The following is a 24,583-nucleotide window of genomic DNA, read 5'->3' as shown; positions in this document are numbered from 1 at the left end:
ATAGAAACCATGTTCGCCGCGCGTCAGCGGTGAATACAGACCGATTCCGGGAAGGCTCTTGAATGAAAGGTTTGCTCCAGCGCGTGCGCAGTGCACGCGTTGATGTCGCCGGCGAAACTGTCGGCGCCATCGATCAGGGTTTGCTGGTGTTGATAGGCGTGGAACCTCACGACACTCAGGCAAGCGCTGACAAGTTGTTGCACAAGCTGCTTAACTACCGGGTATTCAGCGACGCCAATGGCAAGATGAACCTGTCTTTGATCGATGTCGGTGGCGGTCTGCTGCTGGTTTCGCAGTTCACGCTGGCAGCGGATACGCGCAGTGGCATGCGTCCGAGTTTCTCCAAAGCCGCGCCTCCCGCGCTCGGTGCCGAATTGTTTGAGTACTTGCTGGAAAAGGCGAAAACCTCGCACGCAACGGTCGCCTCGGGCCAATTTGGTGCGGATATGCAGGTGCATTTGGTCAATGATGGCCCTGTAACATTTTTGCTGGAGAGTTAGGCCGGCGGTTTTGCCTGTCGCACCCGAATTTATCAGGCAAAATGCCATAAATACTTTGCTTCTCCTGATGCGTTGTATCGCGTGCTACTAGATAATCGCGCGCTACAAAGACGGGCGAATGCCCATCAAAATCGGTAGAAGCGCAGACTGGTCCGAAAACGTTTGGGGAATCATTGGCCCCTTTCGGAGTCGGAACAATGCTCGCCAACCCGGCATTTGATAGCTGGCCGTTGGTTTTTTCATCTGTTTTCGGCGAGGGTTGCTCGTGATTGTTAGTCCATGTAATTCACCAAAGACCCCTGGCAAGCGCCTGCGTAGCGCCTTGTTGGCCGGGTCTGCTTTGTTTTGTCTGTTCGGCGCCGGTCAGCTCTGGGCGTTCGATCTCGACGACGTGGCGACAAAGGCCAAAGAGCTGGCCGGGCAGAAATACGCAGCCCCAAAGAGCAACCTTCCGGCGGAATTCCGCGACATGAAGTTTGCCGATTATCAAAAAATTCGCTTCCTGCAGGACAAGGCTGAATGGGCCGCCGACAAGACCCCGTTCAAGATTTCGTTCTATCACCAGGGCATGCACTTCGACACGCCGGTGAAGATCAACGAAGTCACCGCCACGACGGTCAACGAGATCAAATACGATCCGAGCCGCTTCGATTTCGGTGATGTAAAGTTCGATCCCAAGGCCACCGACAACCTCGGCTATGCCGGTTTCCGTGTGCTTTACCCGATCAACAAGGACGACAAACAAGACGAAATCATGACCATGTTGGGCGCGAGTTATTTCCGCGTCATTGGCAAAGGTCAGGTTTACGGCCTGTCTGCTCGTGGCATGGCCATCGACACTGCGATGCCGTCGGGCGAAGAATTTCCGCGTTTCACCGAATTCTGGATCGAGAAGCCGAACCCGGATGATAGCCATCTGGTGATCTTTGCGCTGCTGGATTCACCACGCGCCACCGGTGCCTACAAACTGACCCTGCGTCCTGGCACCAATACCCTGGTCGACGTGCAGTCGCGCATGTACCTGCGTGACAAAGTCGGCAAACTGGGCGTTGCACCGCTGACCAGCATGTACCTGTTCGGCGCTAACCAGCCGTCCAGAGTTCTCAACTACCGTCGCGAGCTGCACGATTCCAGCGGCCTGTCGATTCAGGCAGCCAACGGTGAGTGGATCTGGCGCCCGCTGAACAATCCGAAACACCTGGCCGTCAGCAGTTTCTCGGTCGAAAACCCGCGCGGCTTCGGTCTGCTGCAACGTGGCCGCAACTTCAGCCAATACGAAGACCTGGACGACCGCTACGACAAGCGTCCAAGCGCATGGATCGAGCCAAAAGGCGATTGGGGCAAAGGCACCGTCGATCTGGTGGAGATCCCGACTGCCGACGAAACCAACGACAACATCGTTGCCTTCTGGAAACCTGAAACCCAGCCTGAGCCAGGTCAGCCGGTCGATTTCAACTATCGTCTGCACTGGACCATGGATGAGGACTCCATTCACTCGCCTGATCTGGGCTGGGTCAAGCAAACCCTGCGTTCGACCGGTGACGTGAAGCAGTCCAACTTGATCCGTCAGCCTGACGGCAGCGTTGCCTACCTGGTCGATTTCGTCGGCCCGACCTTGGCCAAACTGGGTGACGACCCGGCGATCCGCAGCCAGGTCACCACCGATGAAAATACTGAGCTGGTCGAAAACAACCTGCGTTACAACCCGGTTACCAAAGGCTGGCGCCTCACCTTGCGCCTGAAGGTCAAGGACGCCAACAAGTCGGTGGAGATGCGCGCCTACCTGCTGCGTGAAACGCCGGTCGAACCTGGCAAGGAACCTGCGATCATCACTGCTGACAAATCAGACAAGAAGCCTGAGAAAAAAGCGGACGCCAAACCGGTCGTAGCCGCTGCACCGCCGAAAGATGACAAGGCCGAAATCGTCAAGACTGACGCTCTGAAGGCCGGCGATGCGAAAGACGCCAAAGTTGCCAAGGACGATGCGAAAGCCGATGGCAAAGACGCCAAGGCTGATGCCAGCAAGCCAGCGGATGCTGCCAAGGTTGCCGAAGCCAAGTCAGACGAAGCTTCCAGGCCTGAAGCCGCTCTGGGCGACGCCGCCAAGGCCAACAAAGGCAATAGAGAAACCACGCAGCCAGCGGTAGAAGCTGCATCCACCCAACAGGGGCCGGCCATGAATCAACAAATCCTGACCGAAACCTGGAGCTACCAGTTGCCAGCCGATGAGTAATCCACAAGCCGTGCCAGAGCTTTTGAATGAGCCTCTGACTGAGTACCTAGCGCATTTGCCGATGAGCGACGAGCAGCGGGCAGAACTTGCCAGCTGCACCACGTTCGCCGAGCTACACGAGCGCCTGTCGGCGCAGCCCGTCACCGATTCCGCCGAGGCCGCCCAGGCTTCGGTGGGTCGTCGCCTGACCCTGACCACCGCTGACGAACTGCATGACGCAGAAATGCTGACGGTGGACTCCAGCGGTCGGGTGGCCCTGAAAGCTACCCCGCCGATCCGCCGTACCAAAGTCGTTCCCGAGCCTTGGCGGACCAACGTCCTGCACCGCGCCTGGCGCCGGATTACCGGTAAACCCAACCCACCAAAGCCCAAGGACGACTTGCCGCGCGACTTGCCCAAGTCCCGCTGGCGTACGGTCGGTTCTATCCGTCGCTACATCCTGCTGATCCTGATGCTCGGCCAGACCATCGTCGCCGGTTTCTACATGAAAGGCATCCTGCCGTATCAAGGCTGGTCATTGGTTTCGTTCGACGAAATCAGTCGCCAGACCCTGTGGCAGACCGCCGTTCAAGTGATGCCGTACGCGCTGCAGACCAGCATTCTGCTGTTGTTCGGGATCCTGTTCTGCTGGGTCTCCGCTGGTTTCTGGACCGCGTTGATGGGCTTCCTCGAATTGCTCACCGGGCATGACAAATATCGTATTTCCGGTGCCAGTGCCGGCAACGAGCCTATTGAAGTCGGCGCCCGCACCGCGTTGGTGATGCCGATCTGTAACGAAGACGTACCTCGCGTATTCGCCGGTCTGCGCGCCACGTTCGAATCGGTCGCCGCGACCGGCGATCTGGATCGCTTCGATTTCTTCGTGCTCAGCGACACCAACGAAACCGATATCGCCGTGGCCGAGCAACAAGCCTGGCTGGACGTCTGCCGCGAAACCAGCGGCTTCGGCAAAATCTTCTATCGCCGTCGCCGTCGCCGCGTGAAACGCAAAAGCGGCAACCTCGATGACTTCTGCCGTCGCTGGGGTGGCGATTACCGATACATGGTCGTTCTCGACGCCGACTCGGTGATGAGCGGCGAATGTCTGACCAGTCTGGTGCGCCTGATGGAAGCCACGCCGGACGCCGGTATCATTCAGACCGCACCGCGCGCTTCGGGCATGGACACCTTGTATGCGCGTATGCAGCAGTTTGCCACTCGCGTTTACGGTCCGTTGTTCACCGCCGGTCTGCACTTCTGGCAGTTGGGGGAATCCCACTATTGGGGCCACAACGCGATCATCCGCATGAAGCCGTTTATCGAGCACTGCGCGTTGGCGCCGCTGCCGGGTAAAGGCGCTTTTGCGGGTGCGATTCTGTCCCACGACTTTGTTGAGGCCGCGCTGATGCGCCGTGCCGGTTGGGGCGTTTGGATTGCATACGACTTGCCGGGAAGCTATGAAGAGCTGCCTCCGAACCTGCTGGACGAACTCAAGCGTGACCGTCGCTGGTGCCACGGTAACCTGATGAACTTCCGTCTGTTCCTGGTCAAAGGCATGCACCCGGTGCACCGCGCGGTATTCCTTACAGGCGTGATGTCTTATCTGTCGGCGCCGTTGTGGTTCTTCTTCCTGGTGCTATCCACCGCGCTGTTGGCGGTGAATACCTTGATGGAGCCGACCTACTTCATGGAACCGCGTCAGCTTTATCCGCTGTGGCCGCAATGGCATCCGGAAAAAGCCGTTGCACTGTTCTCCACGACTGTCGTTCTGTTGTTCCTGCCCAAGCTGCTCAGCATCGTGCTGATCTGGGCCAAGGGCGCGGTGGGTTATGGCGGTCGCATCAAAGTCACCCTGTCGATGCTGATGGAGATGCTGTTCTCGATGCTGCTGGCGCCGGTGCGGATGATTTTCCACACCCGTTTCGTGCTGGCCGCGTTCCTGGGCTGGGCCGCGACCTGGAACTCGCCGCAACGTGACGACGACTCCACGCCGTGGAGCGAAGCACTCAAGCGTCATGGTCCGCAGACTGCGCTGGGCTTTGCCTGGGCGCTGCTGGTGGCTTGGCTGAACCCGAGCTTCCTGTGGTGGCTGGCGCCAATCGTCGGCTCGCTGATCCTGTCGATTCCGGTGTCGGTGATTTCCAGCCGGACTAATCTGGGTCTCAAGGCGCGGGACGAAAACCTCTTCCTGATCCCGGAAGAGCACACGCCGCCGCAGGAGCTGGTCTCCACCGATCAGTACACCCACGAGAATCGCTGGCATGCACTGAACGACGGTTTCGTGCGCGCAGTGGTCGATCCACAGCAGAATGCCCTGGCCTGTGCATTGGCAACTTCACGCCACCGTCACGCCGAGCCGATCGAGTGGATGCGCGTCGAGCGCGTACGTCACGCCATCAAAGGCGGTCCGGAGCACCTGAACAACCACGAACGCCTGCAATTGCTGAGCGATCCGGTTGCGCTGGCCCGCTTGCACGAGGCAGTTTGGGCCGAAGGTAACCAGGCCTGGCTTGAGGCGTGGAGGGCGTCGGTCAAGGCCGATCCTCACGCCCCGTTGCTGCCATTGCAGCCTGCGAACCACCTGAACGTGCCGTCGCTGGCCAATGCCTGATTGATGGGCCGCTGAACAGAAAACGCCGCTGAAGTGTGATCTTCAGCGGCGTTTTTGTTTCTGAGATTCTCAATTTGCCCTCATTACCAAGCTGGCGTCTGATTTCGCAGGGGACGCAAAACCTGCGAGCGAATTCGTTCGCGAAACGGTTCCCAGCCCATAATTTGTGCCGTATGTACCCTTTTTCGCGATGAATTCGCTTCCACAAGAGAGGGTTTTGCCTCAACTCACCCGAAATTTCCCGACCATCTCCTGCAAATGCGTACCCAATCGAGCCAGCTCCAGGCTCGATGCTGCGGTTTCTTCGCTGGCGGCAGCGGTCTGTTCGGACACATCGCGCACCGTCGACACGCTGCGGTTGATCTGTTCGGCGACCACGCTTTGTTCTTCACCTGCCGTCGCAATCTGCTGGTTCATGGTCTGGATCGTCGAAACGGTTCGAGTGATGTGTTCGAGCGCGGCCCCTGCGCGTCGGCTCAGTTCGACGCTGCGGTCGGTGAGGGTTCGGCTGGAATCCAGCGTACTGACCACCTGTTGAGTGCCGCTCTGCAGGGCGGAGATCAGCAGCTCGATTTCCTCGGTCGACTCTTGAGTCCGCAGCGCGAGGCTACGAACTTCGTCAGCGACCACCGCGAAACCGCGGCCGGCTTCCCCGGCCCGCGCCGCTTCGATGGCCGCATTCAGGGCCAGCAGATTGGTCTGTTGCGAGACGGACTTGATTACATCCAGCACGCCGCCGATCTTGTCGCTTTCCAGCTTCAACTGGCCGACCGCGTCGGTCGAGTTGGTCACCTCCATCGCCAGGCGCTCGATCTGGCCAATCGCGTCGGCCACGACCTTATCGCCCTCCCGTGCCTGCTGATCGGCCTGTAGCGCGGCTTCGCTGGCTTCTTCCGCGTTGCGTGCGACCTCTATCACGGTCGCGGTCATCTGATTCATAGCCGTGGCGACCTGATCGGTTTCGCGCTTCTGATTATTGACCCCGGCGCTGGTCTGTTCGGTCACCGCCGACAGTTGGGTAGCCGCGCTGGCGATCTGCGTGATTCCGTCGCTGATACCCGCAATCAATGTGCGCAAGCGCAAAGTCATGTCTTGCATACTCTGTTGCAGACCGCCCATTTCATCATGACGGTGAATGACCAGGTCGACGCTCAGATCGCCCTCGGAAATTCTTTTGGCGGCGCTCAGGGTCTGTTGCAAGGGCACCATGATCTGCCGGGTGATCAGCCACGCTGCCAACAGACCCAGCACGATCGCGAGTAACGCTACGCCGATCAGGGTACTGCGCGACCGATCCGCCTCGCTGTCGCGGCGCTGGGTTTGCAGTGTGCTGATGTCGCTGGTGGACGTGAGCAATGTGTCGCCCATTCCTTCCATCGACTCTTGGGCGGCTTCGGCCTGGGTCTGCAGCTCTCTAAGCCTGTTCAGCTGGGCGCGATAGTCTTCAAGTGCCGATCTGGCGGTCATCAGGATGCTGGCATTGGTATCGGAGGGGCTTGCCGTGATCTGCGCAACTTCCATGAGCGCTTCGTCGATAGCCGCGACCGCTGCTGTCTCAGACGCCTCTTTGCCGGTGTAAAGATAGGCTTGAACGGCGAATTGGGCGTCCTGAACATGTCGGCGCAGTTGCAGGATATTAGTGAATTCGTCGAGTTTTTCCTTATTGTCCTGTTCCTCGCTGACCGCTTTCAGTACGTCGCCTTCCACCTGATCAACGGCCTTGATCACCACGTCCGAGAGGTTGTTTATCTGCAGCCGCGAGGCGTCGCGGGTTTGCAGCACCTGGTTCAAATTCGTGAAAGTTTGCTCCAGCGCCCGCACGGTCTCGCTCTGTTTGTTGAGCATTTCAAGAATGTCAGCGGGGTGATCGTCCTTTCGCAGCAGCGTCAGATGCGCTTCGATCTCATTGATACCATCGCGCACGCTCTTGGCGCTGGCCGGGGTGTTTTCCAAGCGAAAGATGATGCGTTCGGCGCGCAGGTCTTCCGTCATCATGTTGAGCTGAGCGATCGAAGTCAGTGACTCGGAGCGTTCTATCATGGTGTCCAGACTGTGCCATCCGGTGAGCGTGATGATCAGCGTCAGCAGCAACACCAGGCCGAATCCCAGCGATAGCTTGAGTTTGACGCTGGTGTTGGCCAGCGCCCCGTTGATTCCTTGCGACATGGTGCATCTCCTGCGGGTGAACGATAAACGCGCATCGGCAGGAGCGGCGGGGATATGACCTGAAGGGGGTGTAGGAGATTTCTGAGGCAGGAGGAGGGGTGATGCAGGTCACAGATTCATTGGTGATGAGGCAGGTTCTGATACCGCTGCAATTGCCCAGCGGGAGTGAGCTTGCTCACGAAGACTGACCTTCAGGCGCTGAAATTTTTGCGACTGTACTGGCCTCTTCGTGAGCAAGCTCCCTCCCACAGGTTCAACAATGGTCGCAAGGCCGCGTCAAACTCGAAATTTCCCGACCAGCCCTTGCAAATGGGTCCCCAATCGCGCCAGTTCGACACTGGAAGCGGCGGTTTCTTCACTGGCCGCCGACGTCTGCTCGGACACATCGCGCACGTTCAGCACGCTGCGGTTGATTTCCTCGGCGGTCGCGCTCTGTTGCTCGGCGGCAGCGGCAATCTGCTGGTTCATCGCCTGGATCGCCGACACGGTTCGGGTAATGCTTTCCAACGAATGACCGGCCCGGCGCGTCAGGTCCACGCTGCTGACCGTCAACTCGCGGCTGCTGTCCATGATCGTCGCCACTTGCTGCGTGCCGTTTTGCAGACCTGCGATAAGCACCTCGATTTCCTCAGTGGACTTCTGCGTGCGCTGAGCAAGGCTGCGAACCTCATCGGCGACCACGGCGAAGCCACGACCGGCCTCTCCGGCGCGAGCGGCTTCGATGGCCGCGTTGAGCGCCAACAGGTTGGTTTGCTGGGCAACCGACTTGATCACATCTAGCACGCTGCCGATCTTGTCGCTTTCGCGCTTGAGTTCACCCATCGCCACGGTGGAGTGCCCCACCTCACTGGCTAGACGCTCGATTTGGACGATGGCTTCGTTGACCACCTTGTCACCTTCACGTGCCTGTTGATCGGCGGCCACCGCAGCTTCTGACGCCTCCTCGGCGTTACGTGCGACTTCCTGCACGGTTGCGGCCATCTGATGCATGGCGGTGGCGACCTGATCGGTCTCGACTTTCTGACTGTTGACCCCTGCGCTGGTCTGCTCGGTCACCGCGGACAGTTCCTCGGCAGCACTGGCGATCTGCGTCACGCTGTCGCTGATACCACCGATCAGATCGCGCAAGCTGAGGGTCATGCGCTGAATACCGCCTTGCAGCTGCCCCAGCTCGTCACGGCGGTCGATATTCAGGTTATGGGTCAAGTCGCCGGATGCCACGCGATCGACCGCCGCCAGGGTATGTTTCAACGGTAGCGTGATCTGGCGAGTGATGGCCCAAGCTGCCAGCACGCCGAAGAACAAGGCCAGCACTGTGACAAGGCCCAGCATGAATTGCGCCTGACGGCTGTCGGCATCGCGCTTGGCGTTTTGCGAGGCAGTTAGTTTGTCGCTGAGATCGAGCAGCTGCTGGCCCAGACCGGTCATCTTCTCCAGCGCCTGATGGCTGACCTGCTGCGCATCGCGATACTGACCCACCGCCGCGCGATAGCCCTTGAGTGCAAGGTTCGCCCGTTGCAGCTGCGGGATGTATTGCGACGAGACGTCTCCCGCCAAGGTGTTCACGCCGATGACGGCTTCGTCGATAGCGGCATTGGCGTTGGTTTCGAAATCCGGATTGCCACTGAAGGTGTAGCCGCGCACCTGAAAGCGTGCCTGCTGAATCTGCTTGCTCACGCCCACCGCACTGTTGAATTGCAGGATGTTGTCGTGCTGGATCAGCGCCGCTTCGATCTTGTTGACCTCATCGACCGCAGCATCGGCTGTGCTTCCCAAATTGATTTGGCTGGCGTCTCGCACCTGAATGGCCTTGATCATGTCTTCGAAGGCGTGGCGGTAATCGGCAGCCGCCTGAGTCTGGGCGTCCAATAGCTTCAAATCGTCGCCGGTAACGATCTTGCCGTGGGCGCTCTTGAGATCAGTGTCCAGTTTGTCCAGCGCGGTCATGACCGCCTTCGCAGAATCCGCGTTGGATTGGGCTTCGTAAATCATGCGCGCTGCACGCAGTTCCAGCGTCTGTTCGCTGATCTGCGAAATCGTTGCCAGCTTGTCGCCACGCTCAATCAGCGACTTCACGCTTGACCAGCCGGTGACGGTAATGATCAGCGTCAGCAGCAGAACCAGCCCGAACCCGATCCCGAGTTTGCGACCGACATTGATATTTCCGAGGTTTTGGGCAGTCCAGCGATACATGATGGTTCCTTGGGTATTGTTTTTATGGACATCGGGTTATCGGCGTAAAGGCATCAAAACTGAAGCAGCGTATTGAGGGCGATTGTGCCAAGTCCTGCGATGCGCGCCATCCTGTAGTCGCAAGCCCTGCTGCTACGGGGATAGGCGCCGTGCCCTATTTTGGAGGTCGCCTCAAAACCTGTAGGAGCCGGCTTGCTGGCGAAACCGGTGGTCAGATGCATCAACGTCGACTGACCTGACGGGTTCGCGGCAAGCCGGCTCCTACAAGGTTGGTGTTGGCACTGGAAGCGGGGGCTTAGAACAACCGAGCAAGGAGGGCAGCGACGGCCGTTTCGACACGCAGGATGCGGTCGCCGAGCTGAACGGGGTTCAGACCGGACGTGCGAAGCAATTCGACTTCGTAGGGAATCCAGCCGCCTTCCGGCCCGATTGCCAACGTCACTGGCCGCTCAACGGCACGTGGGCACGCTGGATAATCCCCCGGATGCCCAACCAACCCAAGTGTCCCCTCGACGATGCCGGGCAGGCGATCTTCGACGAATGGCTTGAAGCGCTTCTCGATAATGATTTCCGGCAGCACACTGTCCCGCGCTTGCTCCAACCCCAGGATCAGCTGCTCGCGAATGGCGGCCGGCTCCAGAAAAGGGGTCTGCCAGAAGCTTTTTTCGACACGGTAGCTGTTGACCAGAATGACCTTGGATACGCCCATGGTTGCGACGGTCTGAAACACCCGGCGCAGCATTTTCGGGCGTGGCAGGGCGAGGACCAGGGTCAGTGGCAGTTTGGCGGGCGGGTCGCGATCAAAGCTGACGGTCAGTTCGGCTTCATGGGGTTCAAGCCGCAATAACCGCGCGCTGCCGAGCAAGCCGCCCACGCGCCCGATACGCAGGCTGTCGCCAACCTCCGAACGATGCACTTCTTGCATGTGCTTGAGGCGTCGATCACGCAGGATCACCCGCTCAGCCGAGATAAAGTCGGCTTCTTCCAGAAGCAGCAGGTTCACGGCAGGGTCGCTGGCGGCTGGTCCTGCTCGTCCTCGGCTTTCTCGTCGTCTTCGTGGTCACCGCGTTTGGTCACCATCGAACTGCACAGCACGCCAATTTCAAACAAAAGCCACATCGGCACGGCGAGCAAGGTCTGCGAGAAGATGTCCGGCGGGGTAAGAATCATGCCGACCACGAAGCAACCGATTACCACGTACGGGCGGATCTTCTTCAGGTACTTCACGTCGACGATGCCGATCCACACCAGCAACACAACCGCTACCGGAATTTCAAAGGCGACGCCGAATGCCAGGAACAGTGTCATGACGAAATCCAGATAACTGGAGATATCCGTCATCATCGACACGCCTTCCGGGGTCACGCTGGCGAAGAAGTGGAAAATCAGCGGGAACACCAGGAAGTAAGCGAAGGCCATCCCGGCATAAAACAGGATGATGCTGGAGACCAGCAATGGCACGGCCACGCGCTTTTCATGCTTGTACAGCCCAGGCGCGATGAAGCCCCAGATCTGATACAGGATCACCGGCATGGCCAGGAACAGCGCGACCATCATGGTCAGCTTGAACGGCGTCAGGAACGGCGAGGCCACATCGGTGGCGATCATCGTTGCGCCTTCGGGCAGAAACTTGCGCAGGGGCGCCGAGACGAAGGTGTAGATCTTCTGCGTGAAATAGAACAGCGCGCCGAAGATCAAGAAGATCGCCAGCACACTGCGCAGCAGACGCGAGCGCAGTTCAGTGAGGTGCGAGACCAACGGCATTTGCTGGTCGTTTTCCGGAATTTCGCTCATGGGGCTCGTGGGGGCTGTGTCGAATCATTGGCGGAAGGCGCGCTCTGCACGGCAGTGGCAGGCGTGGTCACCGGGGCTGGTGCGGGCGACGAAGCAGGCTGAGCATGCTCGGTATGAGCGGGCGGCGGCGTGACCGAGGCGCTTTCTGCTGGCGCCGCAGGGCCGATGTCCGCGCTCGGGCCAGGCGAGGGCGCAGCACCCATTACAGGCGTAGTCGACTCGCTGCTCACGGGCGGCTCAGCGACAGGCTGCACCACTGGCGGGGCTGGGGGCTGCGGCGGTTGATGCAGCTGCTGCGGCTGCATGATTTTGCGCGCTTCCTCTTCCAGCGAAAGAATGTGTTCGTTATGCAATTGGCGACGAATTTCATCGGCGCCGATTTCGCGCTCAACTTCCTGTTTGATCGCATTGAAGCTGCGTTTCAGACGCCCGACCCAGAGGCCGGCTGTACGCGCTGCGCCCGGCAGGCGCTCGGGACCCAGAACCAGCAGGGCAACGAGACCGACCAGCAGCAATTCAGAGAAGCTGATACCAAACATGCGTCACGACCTAGTCTTTACGGATGGGCTCTTCGACTTTCTGCGCAGTGCCGTCGATGGTGTGCGGCTGATGCAGCGGCTGAGTCGGTGGCGTTGGCTGCGCGGTCGGCTGTGGTTGTACCGGCGGTTGTTCAGGGCCTTTCTCGTCATCGTTCATGGCCTTGCGAAAGCCCTTGATCGACTCGCCCACGTCGGTGCCCAGGTTCTTGAGTTTCTTGGTGCCGAAGATCAGTACGACGACCACAAGAATGACGATCCAGTGTTTCCAGTCAAAAATGCCCATGACACGTTCCTCACAAGAAATTCAGGGCCCTCGGGCCCGGTGTTTAGTCCGCCGAGCGAGCAGCTTTTTCGGCGTGGCCGGACAGCCCGAAACGGCGGTCCAGTTCATCGAGTACGGCTTGTGGATGTTGGCCGAGCGCGGCAAGCATTACCAGGCTATGGAACCACAAGTCCGCCGTTTCGTAGATGACATCGCTGCAATCACCGCTAATGGCGGCGTCCTTGGCGGCGATGATGGTTTCGACCGACTCTTCGCCGACCTTCTCCAGAATCTTGTTCAGTCCCTTGTGATAGAGACTGGCGACGTAGGATGAGTCGGCAGCCGCGCCTTTGCGCTCTTCGAGCACCTGAGCCAGGCGAGACAAGGTATCAGTCATGTTCAGTGTCCTGCTTGATAAATGGCTTGCGGGTCTTTCAGCACCGGGTCCACGGTTTTCCAGCCTGCATCGTCGTAGACACGATAAAAGCAGCTCTCCCGGCCGGTATGGCAGGCGATGCCGCCGATCTGCTCGACCATGAGGATTATGACGTCGGCGTCACAGTCCAGTCGCAGTTCGTGAAGCTTCTGCACGTGACCTGATTCTTCGCCTTTACGCCACAATTTGCCACGCGAACGCGACCAGTAGATGGCGCGATTTTCGGCGGCGGTCAGGCTCAGGGCTTCGCGGTTCATCCAGGCCATCATCAGGACGCGCCCGGTTTTGTGGTCCTGCGCAATCGCCGGGACCAAACCGTCGCTGTCCCATTTAATCTCGTCCAGCCAGTCTTTCATCGTCGGCTCCGGCCGATGTGTGGATGGGTTAGTGTGCCAGCGGCAACCGCCGATGGCTATCGGCGAACGACCAGATAGAGCCCCGCGACCAGCATCAGCAGGGCAGGCCAGGCGCTGATCGCCATCAGCTCATCACCTGACTGAGTGTGCGCGGTGGCCAGAACCACGCCACCGGCCAGCAGCCCGGCACCGATCAGACGCAGAGCCCAATGATCACCCTTGTGATGCGAATAGGGCGGAGGACGATCGTAGGTGTGCGGCTGCGACAGGCGTTCGAGCAGGTCGCGGGTCATGTTGGCCAGATGCGGAATCTGCTCGACCTGCGATTGCAAGTTGCCGATCAGCGCCTTGGGGCTGACACGTTCGCGCATCCAGCGCTCCAGAAACGGCTGCGCGGTGCTCCACAGGTCCAGTTCCGGGTACAGCTGACGACCCAGCCCCTCGATGTTGAGCAGGGTTTTCTGCAGCAGCACCAGTTGCGGCTGCACTTCCATGTTGAAACGGCGCGCGGTCTGGAACAGGCGCATCAGTACCTGACCGAAGGAAATATCCTTGAGCGGCTTCTCGAAAATCGGCTCGCACACGGTGCGGATCGCGGCTTCGAACTCATTGAGCTTGGTTTCCGCCGGCACCCAGCCCGAATCGATGTGCAACTGGGCCACACGACGATAGTCGCGCTTGAAGAAGGCAAACAGGTTGCGTGCCAGATAGTCCTGGTCTTCCGGGGTCAGACTGCCGACGATGCCGCAGTCGATGGCGATGTATTGCGGATCCCAGGGCGTGACCGTGCTGACGAAGATGTTGCCAGGGTGCATGTCGGCATGGAAAAAACTGTCGCGGAACACCTGGGTGAAAAACAGCTCCACACCGCGCTCGGCGAGCTTCTTCATGTCGGTGCGCTGATCGGCAAGGGTCGCCAGGTCCGTGACCTGAACGCCGTAGATTCGCTCCATCACCAGCACTTTCGGGCGGCACCAGTCCCAATAAACCTGGGGCACATACAGCATGGTCGAGCCTTCGAAGTTGCGGCGCAGCTGGCTGGAGTTGGCCGCTTCGCGCAGAAGATCGAGTTCGTCGTAAATGGTCTTTTCGTAGTCGGCGACCACATCCACCGGGTGCAGCAGACGGGCGTCGGCTGACAGGCGCTCGGCAATTTTCGCGAGGATGAACAGCCAGGCGAGGTCGGAACCGATGATCGGTTTCAAGCCAGGGCGTACGACTTTCACCACCACTTCTTCGCCAGTCTTCAATTGCGCGGCGTGAACCTGCGCGACAGAGGCCGAGGCCAGCGGCGCGACGTCGAAGCGGCTGAATACCTGGCTGATCTTCGCGCCCAGCTGTGATTCGATCAGGGCGATGGCCTTCTCGGATTCGAAGGGCGGCACACGGTCCTGCAGCAGCATCAGCTCGTCGGCGATGTCTTCGGGCAGCAGGTCGCGCCGGGTCGAAAGCAACTGGCCGAACTTGATGAAGATCGGCCCCAGATCCTGCAACGCAAGACGCAGGCGCGCGCCACGGGTCAGCTCGCTCTTGCGTCGCGGAATCCATCGCCACGGCAACACGAAGCGCACGGCGAGCAACCACCAGGGCAGCGGCAGGGCAAACAGCAGGTCATCGAGGCGGTAACGGATTACGACACGCTGGATGCGAAACAGGCGGCGGATGGCAAGCAGGCTCATGCGTTATCGCTGGATTTGAGGGATTGGGCCAGACGCTCGAAGCGGGCTTCGAGGCGTTCCAGGTCTTGTTTGGTCTGATCCAGTTCGGCGAAGCGGGCTTCTGCCTCGCGTTTGCCGACCAGCGTGCGTGATTCTTCTGCCAGATACTCGGCCAGGTTATGGCTCAGACTGGCGAAGCTGTCGCTGGTCCAGCGTGCGCTGTTGCGTAGATGGCCACCAATCAGCGGCGTGGCAACCGGGCCGAGCCAGCGTTGCAGCTCGTATTCCCAGTCCAGATCCAGATCCTGAAGCACGCTCACCAGCTCCAGCAGCACAGCGCTTTCGCCATCCAGCTCGACTTCCGGGCTATGCAGTACAGCGTTCTTGTCTTTGCTCAACGCCAGGCGCATCAAGCTTGCGGCTGGCGCGCGTAAGGTTACATCGGCGCCTGCCTCCCAGCGCGTGGCCAGCATCAGGCCCTCATCGCTGGGCAGGATGTGCAGGTGAAACGCAGGACTGGTGCACTCGACCGCAATCACCTTGCCGCTCAGCCGGTCAAGGCGTGGCAACGCGGTGCTGTCCATCTGCAGCACACGATTGATGCCGTGCTCGACGCTGGCGAGCAAGCCGCTGATCAGCATCAGGGTTTGATGCCGCGATGCAGGGCGACGATGCCGGAGGTCATGTTGTGGTAGGTCACGCGGTCGAAACCGGCTTCTACCATCATCGACTTCAGGGTTTCCTGATCCGGATGCATGCGGATCGATTCGGCCAGATAGCGATAGCTTTCCGAATCGTTGGTGATCAGCTTGCCCGCCAGCGGCATGAACGCGAACGAGTAAGCGTCGTATACCTTGGACATGACCTTGTTGGTCGGCTTGGAAAATTCCAGCACCAACAGGCGACCGCCGGGCTTGAGCACGCGCAGCATCGAGCGGATGGCGTCTTCCTTGTGGGTGACGTTGCGCAGGCCGAAGGCGATGGTCACGCAGTCGAAATGGTTGTCCGGGAACGGCAGCTTTTCAGCATCCGCCTGAACGAACTTGATGTTGCCGGCCACACCGCGATCGAGCAGGCGGTCGCGACCGACCTTGAGCATCGAGGCGTTGATATCGGCGAGTACGACTTCACCGGTCGGGCCGACCAGATGGGAAAACTTCTTCGCCAGATCGCCGGTACCGCCTGCGATGTCCAGCACGCGGTTGCCGGTACGCACACCGGAAAGCTCAATGGTGAAACGCTTCCAGAGGCGGTGCATGCCACCGGACAGCACGTCGTTCATCAGGTCGTACTTGGCGGCAACGGAGTGGAAAACCTCGGCGACTTTCTCGGCCTTTTGGCTTTCCGCAACGGTTTTGTAGCCGAAGTGGGTGGTGGGTTCGGCATCGCTGCCTTTGCGCGGATCGTTCATATCGCTGTCACCGGAATAAAGTGCGGCCATTCTAATCGTCGGGGCTGGCTTTGTCTTGACAAGGCTCACCGCCAACAGTTTCTTCACAGAGCGCCGCTGGTATAGTGGCCCGACGATTTACCTCGATGAAGGAGCCCATCCATGGCCCGAATTACCGTAGAACGCCCGCATGCACTGGGTAAGGACAAGGCTCGGGAGAAAGCCGAGTTGTTGGCCGAGAAGTTGGGCGACAAATATGGCATCGAGCACAGTTGGGAGGGCGACACTGTGTCGCTGGAAGGCAAGGGCGCCAAAGGCACCGTTGAGGTCGAGGACGCATTGGTGCGGGTCAGTATCGAACTGAATTTCTTCCTTTCGGCCATGAGCAGCACGATTCAGTCCGAGGTCGAGCGGCAGCTGGACAAGGCGCTGGCTGCATAACGCAAGCCCTTTGCAGGAACCGGCTTGTTGGCGAATGCGGCGCATCAGGCGCGGCAGCTGCACCTGACACACCACAATCCCTTTGTAGGAGCCGGCTTGCTGGCGAACTCGGTACATAGGCACCGCGGATGTGAATGACACCCCGCGTTCGCCAGCAAGCCGGCTCCTACCATTACCTTGTCTCCTCAACGCCACCCAACCTAGGGTGAGCTTTCTAATTTTTCCCTCTACCTTGTGCCGATGCCCCATTTAGGGGTGGTTCCTCCTATCCCTTTCGAGCGTGAGGTGCACCATGGCCAAAGCGATACTCAAGAAAAAACTCCAAGCCGAAGAAGCGAAGACCTTCTCGGACGTTCGTCTTTATGCACGCAAGATCTGGCTCGCAGGCCTGGGCGCTTACGTGAAGGCGGGACAGGAAGGGGCCGAGTACGTCAAGGATCTGATCAAGACCGGCGAGCAGACTGAAAAGAAAGCCAGGAAAGCCATCGACGAAAAGGTCGAGGCGGCCAATAGCGAAATCGATTCGGTCAGGGCCGAGGTCGAGAGCGACGTGACCAGAGCCAAGGGACGCGTGGAGGTACACATCGACAAAATCGAAAGTGCGTTCGACCGCCGCGTGGCCAGCGCCTTGAATCGCATTGGCATACCGTCTAAACATGATGTTGAAACACTGTCTGCTAAGCTCGATGAGCTGACGGCATTGCTTGAACGTGTCGCGCGTAAACAATAAGGAGAGCGGGATGGCTGGCAAGAAGAAAACCTTAAAAGAAGGCAGCTCCTGGATGGGTGGCGTAGAGAAATACTCGCGCCAGATCTGGCTAGCTGGTTTAGGCGCTTACTCAAAGATTAGCAATGACGGCAGTAAGCTTTTCGAAACGCTGGTCAAGGATGGTGAAAAGGCCGAGAAGGAGACCAAGGCCACTGTTGGCAAGTCTGTCGATACAGCCAAGACTTCCACCAAGTCCCGCGTTGGTGACGTGAAGGATCTCGCGCTGGGCAAATGGGGAGAACTGGAAGGGGCTTTCGACAAGCGTCTTAACAGCGCCATCTCTCGCCTGGGTGTGCCGAGCCGCAATGAAGTCAAAGCCCTGCACAGCAAAGTGGATCTGCTGACCCGACAAATCGAGAAGTTGACTGGCGCTTCGGTCGCATCGGTATCGAAAACCGCGGCGGCCAAACCTGCGGCAAAGCCGGTAGCTAAAACCCCCGCCAAGCCACTGGCCAAGGCGGCAGCCAAACCGGTTGCCAAGGCAGCGAGCACCGCCGCCAGCAAAACTGCAGCGGCCAAGCCGGCAGTTGCCAAGACCGCGTCCAAGGTCGCGGCCAAACCGGTAGCGGCGGCGTCGAAAGTAGCGGCCTCTACGGCAGCCAAAGCGAAAAGTGTCGCTGCGAAACCTGCGGCCAAGGCGGCAGCGAAGCCGGCCGCCAAATCAGCGGTGAAACCAGCGGCAGCGGCCAAACCCGCTACCAAGCCAGCCGCGAAACCTGCAGCGGCGAAGAAGCCGCCAGCAGCCAAAAAGCCTGCTACAGCGAAGCCCGCCACAAGCGCTAACCCGGCGACAGCTTCCACTCCGGCCCCCGCCGCGAGCGCTGCACCGGCAACACCGGCACCGACCGCTTCATCTGCGGCGTCGACCAACTCCAGCGCGCCGGCACCTTCCGGCCAGGCCTGATTTTCGGCAGGCAAGGGCGAAGCCCGATCTGTGAGAGCAGGTCGGGCTTTTTGTATTTTTGAAGTTGAAGCGGCTTCTGCCCGGAGGCGTAGGAGTCCGGCCAGAGTCAAAAGCAGTCGAGCTCACCTTGGAAATTCACTCCTCCAGATAATGCAACGCCAGCTGCTCAGCCGCATGCCTTGCGCCCGGTTTCAGGTGAGGGGCGACGAGCATCATGATCTGGTAAACCACCACGCGGGTTTCGCCTTCGCGGGCGAGGATCCGTTGGTAGTCCAGGGAAAACAACAAGGTCATGGTGATCTGTTCGACCAATTGCCCCAGCGCCTGAGTGTCGCTGGTGACTTGGCCCTCGGCCTTCAGGCGTGCCAGCAACGAGGCGAGGGTGCGTTTAATCGAATTGAGCAGATGACGAATGCCGCGTGCCAGCCTGGGCAAACGGCTGGCGAGGTTCGAGAGGTCCTGGAACAGGAAACGGTACTGGGATAGGCGTTCGACGATCAGGTGCAGGAACAGCCAGTAATCCTCGGCATCCAGACGTGCATCGGCTGGAGGATCAAGCAGTGGCGCGAGTTCGTTTTGAAAGCGCTCGAACAGCTCCATCACCAGCGGCTCCTTGCCGTGGAAGTGGTAATAGAGATTGCCGGGGCTGATCTCCAGATCGTTGGCGATTTCCAGTGTCGAAACGTTGGGTTCGCCTTGCTGATTGAACAGCAGCAGGGCGCATTCGAGTATGCGGTCGCGGGTCTTCATCCGGTTTTCTTAGTTCACGTCAGATCGGGTTGCGTTATCAGCAGCGCAGCAAGTCAATTGTGGGAGCGAATTCATTCTCCAGAGGCCGGGTCTGATCGACACATAAGCGCTGCCTGGCGCATCTTTCGCGAATGAATTCGCTCCCACGGAGTGGTGCCTCCAAGCATAGGCTTGGGGCATTCAACGAACGCGCACATAAGTCCCCGGCGCTGCTTCCATCGGCGGATAGTCCTGGTTGCCCAGCGCCGTCAGGGTTTCGCGTTGAGTGCCCGAGCGCTGCTGAATCCAGCTCAGCCAGCTTGGCCACCAGCTGCCATCGGTGCGCTTGGCGTCGTAGAACCAGGCCCGCGGGTCGCTGCTCAGTTTGCCGTTCTCGACAAAGTTGGCTTTCGGGTTGCCTGGGGGGCAAAGAATGCTTTGCACATGGCCGCTGTTGGCCAGCAGAAAACGCCTGTCGCCGCCCAGCAGCAGGGCTGAGCGATAGACCACGTCCCACGGCGTGATGTGGTCGTTGATACCGGCGACGCTGAAGCTGTCCACCGTCACCTTCTGCAGATCGATCGGCGTGCCGCACACTTCCAGGCCGCCGGGATGGGTCAGCGGATTGTGCTTGAAGAAGTCCAGCAGATCACCATGCAGGGCTGCAGGCAGGCGCGTGCTGTCGTTGTTCCAGTAGAGAATGTCGAATGGCGGCGGCGCCTTGCCCACCAGGTAATTGTTGACCCAATAGGTCCAGATCAGATCGTTGGGGCGCATCCAGGCGAATACCTTGGCCAAGTCGCGCCCATCCAGCACGCCGCGCTGGTAAGAGCGACGTTTGGCCGCCTCCAGCGTCTGTTCGTCAATGAACAGCGTCGCCGGGCTTTCGATCTGGCTATCCAGCAGGCTCACCAGATAACTCGCGCTGGACACCCTGCGCATCTGCCGCTTGGCCTGCAAATGGCCCTGCAACGCAGCGATGGTCAAGCCGCCTGCGCAGGCGCCCATCAGGTTCACCTCACGCGCGCCGGTGATTGCCCGACAGACATTCATCGCTTCTTCGGCCGCCTGAACATAACTGGAAAGCCCCCATTCGCGATGACGAACATCCGGGTTGCGCCAACTGATGATGAAGGTCTGCAGGCCATTTTTCAGCGCGTACTGGACGAAGCTGTTGCTCGGGCTGAGGTCGAAAATGTAGAACTTGTTGATTTGCGGCGGCACGATCAGCAGCGGGCGCGCGTACTGCTTTTCGCTCATCGGCGAATACTGGATCAACTCCAGCAGTTCGTTGCGAAACACCACTGCGCCGGGCGTCACGGCCAGGGTGCGACCAATCTCGAAGGCATCCTGGGTGGTCTGGCTGGGCAGGCCGTTGTTGTGCATGAAATCGTCGAGCATGTGGCTCAAACCCTTTACCACGCTGGTGCCGCCGGTGTTGAACAGCTCTTTGACGGCCAGCGGGTTGAGGAGGGTGTTGGTTGGGGAAAGAGCGTCGTTGAGCAGAGAAAAGATAAACTGCGCACGGGAGCGGTCGTCCTCGGGCAGGTCGCTGTGGTCGATCCAGTCACGCACCTGATGCTGCCAACTCAGATAAGCCTGTAAGCCGCGACGGTACAGCGGATTGTGGGCCCAGGTCGGGTCGCTGAAGCGGGTGTCATGGGGATGCGGCTGATGAGGCGTATCGCCCAGCATCACTCGACCGAGCTGGCCGCCAAGGGCAAGCGCATGGCGAGCGGTGTAGACCGGATGCTTGAGACCCTGCAGCGCCACGCTGCGCAAAGTCGACAACAGGTCTCGACCGCGCAGGCCGGTAATCGCGCTTTGCGCATTGATGTAGATCGCGGGCGTCGGATAGATATTCTTCGCCGGTTTTTCTCGCATGGATCAACACTCCTTCGTCAGACCACCAGCAAATACACCTGCGCACCCCTGGATTCCGGCAGTGGTGCGCTGTTCTACGCCTAGGCAATCCCGCCGATAACGCAGACAGTGAGCGACTTCTTTTATGCTCGAAACAGGACCCTACCGATCCCGGCACAATCCTTCGGGGCTCCGTTGAATCCTTTCAGAGCTATCGCACGATCGGTGCGGGTTGAGGATGCATGACGGCGCGCTGCCGTTCTTGCGCAAGGAACTTCATGATGATCGGCGCGACGGCCTCGGCTCGGGTGATCAAAAACAAGTGACCATCGTCGATTATGTGTAGCTGGGCATTAGGGATACGCCAGGCCAGTAGTCGCATATTGATCAGCGGAATCAACGGATCGTCGTCACCGGCCAGCACCAGGGTCGGCTGACGAATCTTGTGCAGCCAGTGGATGCTGGTCCAGCCCATGCCCGCGAATAGTTGCCAGTAATAGCCCAGCTTGCCGGATGAACGAACTTTGGCCGCGTGACTGGCAGCAAGATTCACGTCGCGTCGGAACGCACCGCCGTAGATTTCCGGGGCAATGCGAATCACGTGCGAAGGCTGGATATAGCGTCTGGGGCTTGCCATCATCCACAGCACTTTGGGTTTGCCGGGCACCATCACCGCGCCTGCCGCTGTTGCCGCCAGCACCAGTTTTTTGCAGCGTTCGGGATAGTCGTGAGCGAACTGCTGGGCCAGCGCACCACCCCACGAGACGCCGATCGCATTGACCTGCCCGTAATCCAGATAATCGAGCATCCGCGCTGCCAGTTTGGCCAGGCCGCGGAAACGATAGGGGCGCCTCGGCGTCGACGAGCCACCGACGCCGGGCACGTCGAAGGCGATGACTTCAAGATCCGGGTCCAGCGCGTCGACGAAGGGAAACACCAACTCCAGGTTGGCGCCGATGCCGTTGAAGATCAGCAGCGGCGTGAGATGACTCTTGCCGGGGCGCACCGCGGTGCGGATGTTGTGGCCATCCAGATCGATGGTGCGAAATACGAACGGTTGCGGCATGCGCGAAGCCCTGTTGGTTAAACGCCGGTGACTGCATCCTGGCGACGCGATATCAGGCGAAGGCGAACCTGTGTGGGAGCGAATTCATTGGCGAAAGATGCGACGGACGACATCTCTGTTTCGGATGCCCGGGCCAATCGCGAATGAACTCGCTCCCACAGGATGTGGGCCTGTCTCACCATCGTGCAGGCCCCTACAGATAATCGGCGGGGGGCGTCTCCATTCTTATCTCTCATGCACATAAGTCCCAGGGGCAGCCTCACCCGCTGGATACGCCTTGTTGCCCAGTGCAGCGGGAGATTTTTTCAGTTTGCCGGAGCGCTCTGCCTGCCAGGCCTGCCAGTGCAGCCACCAGGAGTCGGTGTGTTTGCTCGCGTCTTCCTGCCATTTGCTGGCGTCTTCCGGCATGTCCGGGTTGGTCATGTAGCGCGCCTTCGGGTTGCCCGGCGGGTTCAGAATGCTCTGGATATGCCCGCTGTTGGACAGCACGAACTCGGTCTTGCCGCCGAACAGTCGTGCCGACTTGTAGCACGACACCCACGGCGTAATGTGATCGTTGGTGCCCGCAAGGCAGAAGATGTCGCTTTTGACCTGCTTGAGATCGATCGGCGTGCCGCAGACCTCCAACGCGTTCGGGCGAATCAATGGATTGTTCTTGAACATCTCGATCAAGTCACCATGAAACGCGGCTGGCAGACGGGTGGTGTCGTTGTTCCAGAACAGGATGTCGAATACCGGCGGTTCATTGCCCAGCAGGTAGTTGTTGACCCAGTAATTCCAGATCAGATCGTTGGGCCGCATCCAGGCGAAGACTTTGGCCATGTCCTTGCCTTCGAGCACGCCCGCTTGATACGAATGGCGCTTGGCCGACTCCAGGGTCTGCTCATCGACGAACAGCGCAACCTGGGTGTCGAGGGTCGTGTCCAGCACGCTGACCAGCAGGGTCAGCGCATTGACCTTCTGCTCGCCCAGGGCTGCGTAGTGACCCAGCAGCGCGGTACAGGTAATGCCGCCGGAGCAGGCGCCCAGCATGTTCACGTCCTTGCTGCCGGTGATCTTGCAAACCACATCCACGGCCTCCTTCACGGCGTCGATGTAGGTCGACAGGCCCCACTCGCGCTGCGCCTTGGTCGGGTTGCGCCAGCTGATGATGAACGTCTGCACGTTGTTGCGCAGACAGAAGCGCGCCAGGCTTTTCTCCTGGCTGAGGTCGAAAACGTAGAATTTGTTGATCTGCGGTGGCACCACCAACAGTGGCCGCTCGAAAACCTGCTCGGTGATCGGCTTGTACTGGATCAGCTCCAGCAAGTCGTTGCGAAACACCACGGCGCCTTCGGTAGTGCCCAGGTTCTTGCCGACCTCGAAGGCGTCCATGTTGACCTGGCTCGGCAGGCCGCCGTTGTTCACCAGATCCTTTGCCAGATGTGACAGGCCGTCGAGAATACTTTTGCCGCCCGTTTCGAAAAAACGTTTGACCGCCGCCGGGTTGGCCACGCCATTGGTGGGCGACATGGCTTCGGTCAGGAGGTTGATCACGAAGTGTCCGCGGCTGATGTCCTGATCGGGGAGGTTGCTGTCGTCGATCCAGTGATGCAGCTCCTTGCGCCAAGCCAGGTAAGTCTGCAGATAACGGCGATAGAGCGGGTTCTGGCTCCAGGCCGGATCGACGAAGCGGCGGTCGTCATTGTCGGGGAGCAGCGTGGATTTGCCGAGCAGGACATCTTTCAGCTCCAGCCCGAAATGGGCCACGTGCTTGGCGCTGTGGAAGGGTTGCCTGATGGCCTGGGTCAATACCATGCGTGCCGTGGTGAGCAAATCCTTGCGCCGCACGCCTACGACAGGGTTCAACCCCAAGGTGTGTTCAGAGGCTTGACGCGGCAGGTCATCATTACTCTTGTTACTCATCTACGACGCTCCATTGTCCTGAGACGAGCACTGGCATCCCTGCGAAACACACCACGGGCAAACGCCAGTACTGCTCTCGGGTGACCGATGATTAACACAACGGGTGTGAACGCTCCTTATGCAAGACACCGAATTTCGTATGGCTTCCTGCGACTGCTGCGTTCACACCGACGGGTTTGTGCAAAGCTGCGACGCAACTGGCTTTTGCACAGAGCCTGCCAAAATCATTGGTTACGCGAGATTTAAAAAAATCGCAAGCAGGGCCAGTCATTGGCCGCTGCGCGGAGCATTGAAACAAATGGAATTAGAAAGCACGTCCTAAAACGCCAAGTGGCGGCCTAGAGCGGCGGCTTAGAGCATGAGTCGAACGACTTGCTCGGAAGGGTCACGAGATTTGCCGGCGGCTTTGAGTTCGGCCAGGTAGTCGTCCCATAGCTGCTCCTGGCGTTGTGCCAATTGCTCAAGGTATTCCCAAGTGAACAATCCGCTGTCATGACCATCGTCGAAGGTCAGTTTCAGTGCGTACTGACCGGCCGGTTCTATTTTGCTCAAACCGACCCCCAGCTTGCCGAATTGCAGAATCGGCTTGCCGTGGCCCTGGACCTCCGCGGAAGGCGAATGCACGCGAAGAAATTCGGCGGGCAAGTGGTATTCCTCACCGCGGCCATATTTCAACGTGAGAATTTTCGAGGCTTTATGAAGCTGGATGGCGGAAGGGATTCGACTCATCAGATAGGCCTTGCGCTGAGCATTGTAGGAGCCGGCTTGCTGGCGAATACGGCGTAACGG

At 59.4% G+C, this 24,583-nt stretch carries 22 protein-coding genes and 1 pseudogene; 6 read left to right on the top strand and 17 right to left on the bottom strand.

Annotation, left to right across the window (positions count from 1 at the left end; genetic code table 11):
* Positions 1 to 62: 62 nt before the first annotated feature.
* The 3 genes from dtd (at position 63) to mdoH (ending at position 5,323) form a co-directional block, all read left to right on the top strand.
* On the top strand, positions 63 to 500 hold the full coding sequence (gene dtd / locus ACRER8_RS00360) for a D-aminoacyl-tRNA deacylase (RefSeq protein WP_431744395.1): 438 nt from the start codon (positions 63 to 65) through the stop codon (positions 498 to 500).
* 265 nt (positions 501 to 765) lie between these two features.
* Entirely contained in the window at positions 766 to 2,733 is a 1,968-nt protein-coding gene (locus ACRER8_RS00355) for a glucan biosynthesis protein (RefSeq protein ID WP_431744394.1), read from the top strand.
* Positions 2,726 to 5,323 (top strand): glucans biosynthesis glucosyltransferase MdoH, encoded by a 2,598-nt coding sequence (mdoH, locus tag ACRER8_RS00350; protein ID WP_431744393.1) that lies wholly within the window; start codon positions 2,726 to 2,728, stop codon positions 5,321 to 5,323. The genes ACRER8_RS00355 and mdoH overlap by 8 nt, the downstream gene beginning before the upstream one ends.
* Before the next feature lie 222 nt (positions 5,324 to 5,545).
* Here the strand turns inward: mdoH and ACRER8_RS00345 are convergent, their stop codons facing one another.
* From ACRER8_RS00345 to ubiE, 12 genes and pseudogenes are all read right to left on the bottom strand, one after another.
* A complete protein-coding gene (locus ACRER8_RS00345) occupies positions 5,546 to 7,489 on the bottom strand; it encodes a methyl-accepting chemotaxis protein (RefSeq protein WP_431744392.1) in 1,944 nt (647 codons plus the stop codon).
* A 276-nt stretch (positions 7,490 to 7,765) separates the two neighbouring features.
* Positions 7,766 to 8,470, bottom strand: a complete 705-nt coding sequence (locus ACRER8_RS00340; protein WP_431744403.1) for a methyl-accepting chemotaxis protein — start codon at positions 8,468 to 8,470, stop codon at positions 7,766 to 7,768.
* A 198-nt stretch (positions 8,471 to 8,668) separates the two neighbouring features.
* A pseudogene (locus ACRER8_RS00335) lies at positions 8,669 to 9,682 on the bottom strand (methyl-accepting chemotaxis protein); the annotation flags it as partial.
* A 295-nt stretch (positions 9,683 to 9,977) separates the two neighbouring features.
* Positions 9,978 to 10,685: a 16S rRNA (uracil(1498)-N(3))-methyltransferase gene (locus tag ACRER8_RS00330; RefSeq protein WP_431744391.1), complete on the bottom strand. Its 708-nt coding sequence runs from the start codon at positions 10,683 to 10,685 to the stop codon at positions 9,978 to 9,980.
* Complete coding sequence (gene tatC / locus ACRER8_RS00325; RefSeq protein WP_431744390.1) at positions 10,682 to 11,476, bottom strand: twin-arginine translocase subunit TatC; 795 nt, start codon at positions 11,474 to 11,476, stop codon at positions 10,682 to 10,684. Before tatC ends, ACRER8_RS00330 begins: the two co-directional genes overlap by 4 nt.
* Entirely contained in the window at positions 11,473 to 12,015 is a 543-nt protein-coding gene (tatB, locus tag ACRER8_RS00320; protein ID WP_431744389.1) for a Sec-independent protein translocase protein TatB, read from the bottom strand. The genes tatC and tatB overlap by 4 nt, the downstream gene beginning before the upstream one ends.
* Positions 12,016 to 12,025: 10 nt before the next feature.
* On the bottom strand, positions 12,026 to 12,298 hold the full coding sequence (locus ACRER8_RS00315) for a twin-arginine translocase TatA/TatE family subunit (RefSeq protein ID WP_110950908.1): 273 nt from the start codon (positions 12,296 to 12,298) through the stop codon (positions 12,026 to 12,028).
* Between the two features lie 43 nt (positions 12,299 to 12,341).
* The gene (locus ACRER8_RS00310; protein ID WP_120127893.1) at positions 12,342 to 12,674 is read right to left on the bottom strand and encodes a phosphoribosyl-ATP diphosphatase; all 333 of its coding nucleotides are present in this window, start codon (positions 12,672 to 12,674) and stop codon (positions 12,342 to 12,344) included.
* Positions 12,675 to 12,676: 2 nt separating this feature from the next.
* On the bottom strand, positions 12,677 to 13,069 hold the full coding sequence (gene hisI, locus ACRER8_RS00305) for a phosphoribosyl-AMP cyclohydrolase (protein ID WP_431744388.1): 393 nt from the start codon (positions 13,067 to 13,069) through the stop codon (positions 12,677 to 12,679).
* A 56-nt stretch (positions 13,070 to 13,125) separates the two neighbouring features.
* Positions 13,126 to 14,748, bottom strand: coding sequence for a ubiquinone biosynthesis regulatory protein kinase UbiB (gene ubiB, locus ACRER8_RS00300; RefSeq protein WP_431744387.1), 1,623 nt, complete (start codon positions 14,746 to 14,748; stop codon positions 13,126 to 13,128).
* On the bottom strand, positions 14,745 to 15,368 hold the full coding sequence (locus ACRER8_RS00295; protein ID WP_431744386.1) for a ubiquinone biosynthesis accessory factor UbiJ: 624 nt from the start codon (positions 15,366 to 15,368) through the stop codon (positions 14,745 to 14,747). The genes ubiB and ACRER8_RS00295 overlap by 4 nt, the downstream gene beginning before the upstream one ends.
* Positions 15,368 to 16,138, bottom strand: coding sequence for a bifunctional demethylmenaquinone methyltransferase/2-methoxy-6-polyprenyl-1,4-benzoquinol methylase UbiE (gene ubiE, locus ACRER8_RS00290; protein WP_110951120.1), 771 nt, complete (start codon positions 16,136 to 16,138; stop codon positions 15,368 to 15,370). The genes ACRER8_RS00295 and ubiE overlap by 1 nt, the downstream gene beginning before the upstream one ends.
* Positions 16,139 to 16,279: 141 nt before the next feature.
* Here ubiE and ACRER8_RS00285 point away from each other — a divergent pair, with 141 nt between their 5' ends.
* The 3 genes from ACRER8_RS00285 to ACRER8_RS00275 all read left to right on the top strand — a co-directional run bounded on the left by ACRER8_RS00285 (position 16,280) and on the right by ACRER8_RS00275 (position 18,231).
* Positions 16,280 to 16,558, top strand: a complete 279-nt coding sequence (locus ACRER8_RS00285) for a polyhydroxyalkanoic acid system family protein (RefSeq protein ID WP_431744385.1) — start codon at positions 16,280 to 16,282, stop codon at positions 16,556 to 16,558.
* Between the two features lie 292 nt (positions 16,559 to 16,850).
* Complete coding sequence (locus tag ACRER8_RS00280) at positions 16,851 to 17,288, top strand: phasin family protein (protein ID WP_431744384.1); 438 nt, start codon at positions 16,851 to 16,853, stop codon at positions 17,286 to 17,288.
* Between the two features lie 10 nt (positions 17,289 to 17,298).
* Positions 17,299 to 18,231, top strand: a complete 933-nt coding sequence (locus ACRER8_RS00275) for a phasin family protein (RefSeq protein ID WP_431744383.1) — start codon at positions 17,299 to 17,301, stop codon at positions 18,229 to 18,231.
* Between the two features lie 135 nt (positions 18,232 to 18,366).
* On the opposite strand, the gene ACRER8_RS00270 is transcribed toward ACRER8_RS00275, so the two are convergent.
* The 5 genes from ACRER8_RS00270 to ACRER8_RS00250 all read right to left on the bottom strand — a co-directional run bounded on the left by ACRER8_RS00270 (position 18,367) and on the right by ACRER8_RS00250 (position 24,523).
* The gene (locus ACRER8_RS00270; protein WP_431744382.1) at positions 18,367 to 18,981 is read right to left on the bottom strand and encodes a TetR/AcrR family transcriptional regulator; all 615 of its coding nucleotides are present in this window, start codon (positions 18,979 to 18,981) and stop codon (positions 18,367 to 18,369) included.
* A gap of 180 nt (positions 18,982 to 19,161) precedes the next feature.
* A complete protein-coding gene (gene phaC, locus ACRER8_RS00265; RefSeq protein WP_431744381.1) occupies positions 19,162 to 20,844 on the bottom strand; it encodes a class II poly(R)-hydroxyalkanoic acid synthase in 1,683 nt (560 codons plus the stop codon).
* A 190-nt stretch (positions 20,845 to 21,034) separates the two neighbouring features.
* On the bottom strand, positions 21,035 to 21,889 hold the full coding sequence (phaZ, locus tag ACRER8_RS00260) for a poly(3-hydroxyalkanoate) depolymerase (RefSeq protein WP_431744380.1): 855 nt from the start codon (positions 21,887 to 21,889) through the stop codon (positions 21,035 to 21,037).
* 225 nt (positions 21,890 to 22,114) lie between these two features.
* Entirely contained in the window at positions 22,115 to 23,794 is a 1,680-nt protein-coding gene (phaC, locus tag ACRER8_RS00255; protein WP_431744379.1) for a class II poly(R)-hydroxyalkanoic acid synthase, read from the bottom strand.
* Positions 23,795 to 24,145: 351 nt separating this feature from the next.
* On the bottom strand, positions 24,146 to 24,523 hold the full coding sequence (locus tag ACRER8_RS00250; RefSeq protein ID WP_431744402.1) for a gamma-butyrobetaine hydroxylase-like domain-containing protein: 378 nt from the start codon (positions 24,521 to 24,523) through the stop codon (positions 24,146 to 24,148).
* Positions 24,524 to 24,583: the final 60 nt, after the last annotated feature.

The organism is Pseudomonas sp. (genome assembly GCF_050739935.1).
In the GTDB taxonomy this organism is placed as follows: domain Bacteria; phylum Pseudomonadota; class Gammaproteobacteria; order Pseudomonadales; family Pseudomonadaceae; genus Aquipseudomonas.
The sequence above is the reverse complement of the archived record's forward strand: the minus strand, read 5'-3'. Positions and strand labels throughout refer to the sequence as shown.

What these genes read in the sequence shown, in the direction of transcription:
- dtd (WP_431744395.1), top strand. Translation starts at nt 63, where the DNA reads ATGAAAGGTTTGCTCCAGCGCGTGCGCAGTGCACGCGTTGATGTCGCC.
- mdoH (WP_431744393.1), top strand. Translation starts at nt 2,726, where the DNA reads ATGAGTAATCCACAAGCCGTGCCAGAGCTTTTGAATGAGCCTCTGACT.
- ACRER8_RS00345 (WP_431744392.1), bottom strand. Translation starts at nt 7,489, where the DNA reads ATGTCGCAAGGAATCAACGGGGCGCTGGCCAACACCAGCGTCAAACTC.
- ACRER8_RS00340 (WP_431744403.1), bottom strand. Translation starts at nt 8,470, where the DNA reads ATGGCCGCAACCGTGCAGGAAGTCGCACGTAACGCCGAGGAGGCGTCA.
- tatC (WP_431744390.1), bottom strand. Translation starts at nt 11,476, where the DNA reads ATGAGCGAAATTCCGGAAAACGACCAGCAAATGCCGTTGGTCTCGCAC.
- tatB (WP_431744389.1), bottom strand. Translation starts at nt 12,015, where the DNA reads ATGTTTGGTATCAGCTTCTCTGAATTGCTGCTGGTCGGTCTCGTTGCC.
- ACRER8_RS00315 (WP_110950908.1), bottom strand. Translation starts at nt 12,298, where the DNA reads ATGGGCATTTTTGACTGGAAACACTGGATCGTCATTCTTGTGGTCGTC.
- ACRER8_RS00310 (WP_120127893.1), bottom strand. Translation starts at nt 12,674, where the DNA reads ATGACTGATACCTTGTCTCGCCTGGCTCAGGTGCTCGAAGAGCGCAAA.
- hisI (WP_431744388.1), bottom strand. Translation starts at nt 13,069, where the DNA reads ATGAAAGACTGGCTGGACGAGATTAAATGGGACAGCGACGGTTTGGTC.
- ubiB (WP_431744387.1), bottom strand. Translation starts at nt 14,748, where the DNA reads ATGAGCCTGCTTGCCATCCGCCGCCTGTTTCGCATCCAGCGTGTCGTA.
- ACRER8_RS00295 (WP_431744386.1), bottom strand. Translation starts at nt 15,368, where the DNA reads ATGCTGATCAGCGGCTTGCTCGCCAGCGTCGAGCACGGCATCAATCGT.
- ubiE (WP_110951120.1), bottom strand. Translation starts at nt 16,138, where the DNA reads ATGAACGATCCGCGCAAAGGCAGCGATGCCGAACCCACCACCCACTTC.
- ACRER8_RS00285 (WP_431744385.1), top strand. Translation starts at nt 16,280, where the DNA reads ATGGCCCGAATTACCGTAGAACGCCCGCATGCACTGGGTAAGGACAAG.
- ACRER8_RS00280 (WP_431744384.1), top strand. Translation starts at nt 16,851, where the DNA reads ATGGCCAAAGCGATACTCAAGAAAAAACTCCAAGCCGAAGAAGCGAAG.
- ACRER8_RS00275 (WP_431744383.1), top strand. Translation starts at nt 17,299, where the DNA reads ATGGCTGGCAAGAAGAAAACCTTAAAAGAAGGCAGCTCCTGGATGGGT.
- ACRER8_RS00270 (WP_431744382.1), bottom strand. Translation starts at nt 18,981, where the DNA reads ATGAAGACCCGCGACCGCATACTCGAATGCGCCCTGCTGCTGTTCAAT.
- phaC (WP_431744381.1), bottom strand. Translation starts at nt 20,844, where the DNA reads ATGCGAGAAAAACCGGCGAAGAATATCTATCCGACGCCCGCGATCTAC.
- phaZ (WP_431744380.1), bottom strand. Translation starts at nt 21,889, where the DNA reads ATGCCGCAACCGTTCGTATTTCGCACCATCGATCTGGATGGCCACAAC.
- phaC (WP_431744379.1), bottom strand. Translation starts at nt 23,794, where the DNA reads ATGAGTAACAAGAGTAATGATGACCTGCCGCGTCAAGCCTCTGAACAC.
- ACRER8_RS00250 (WP_431744402.1), bottom strand. Translation starts at nt 24,523, where the DNA reads ATGAGTCGAATCCCTTCCGCCATCCAGCTTCATAAAGCCTCGAAAATT.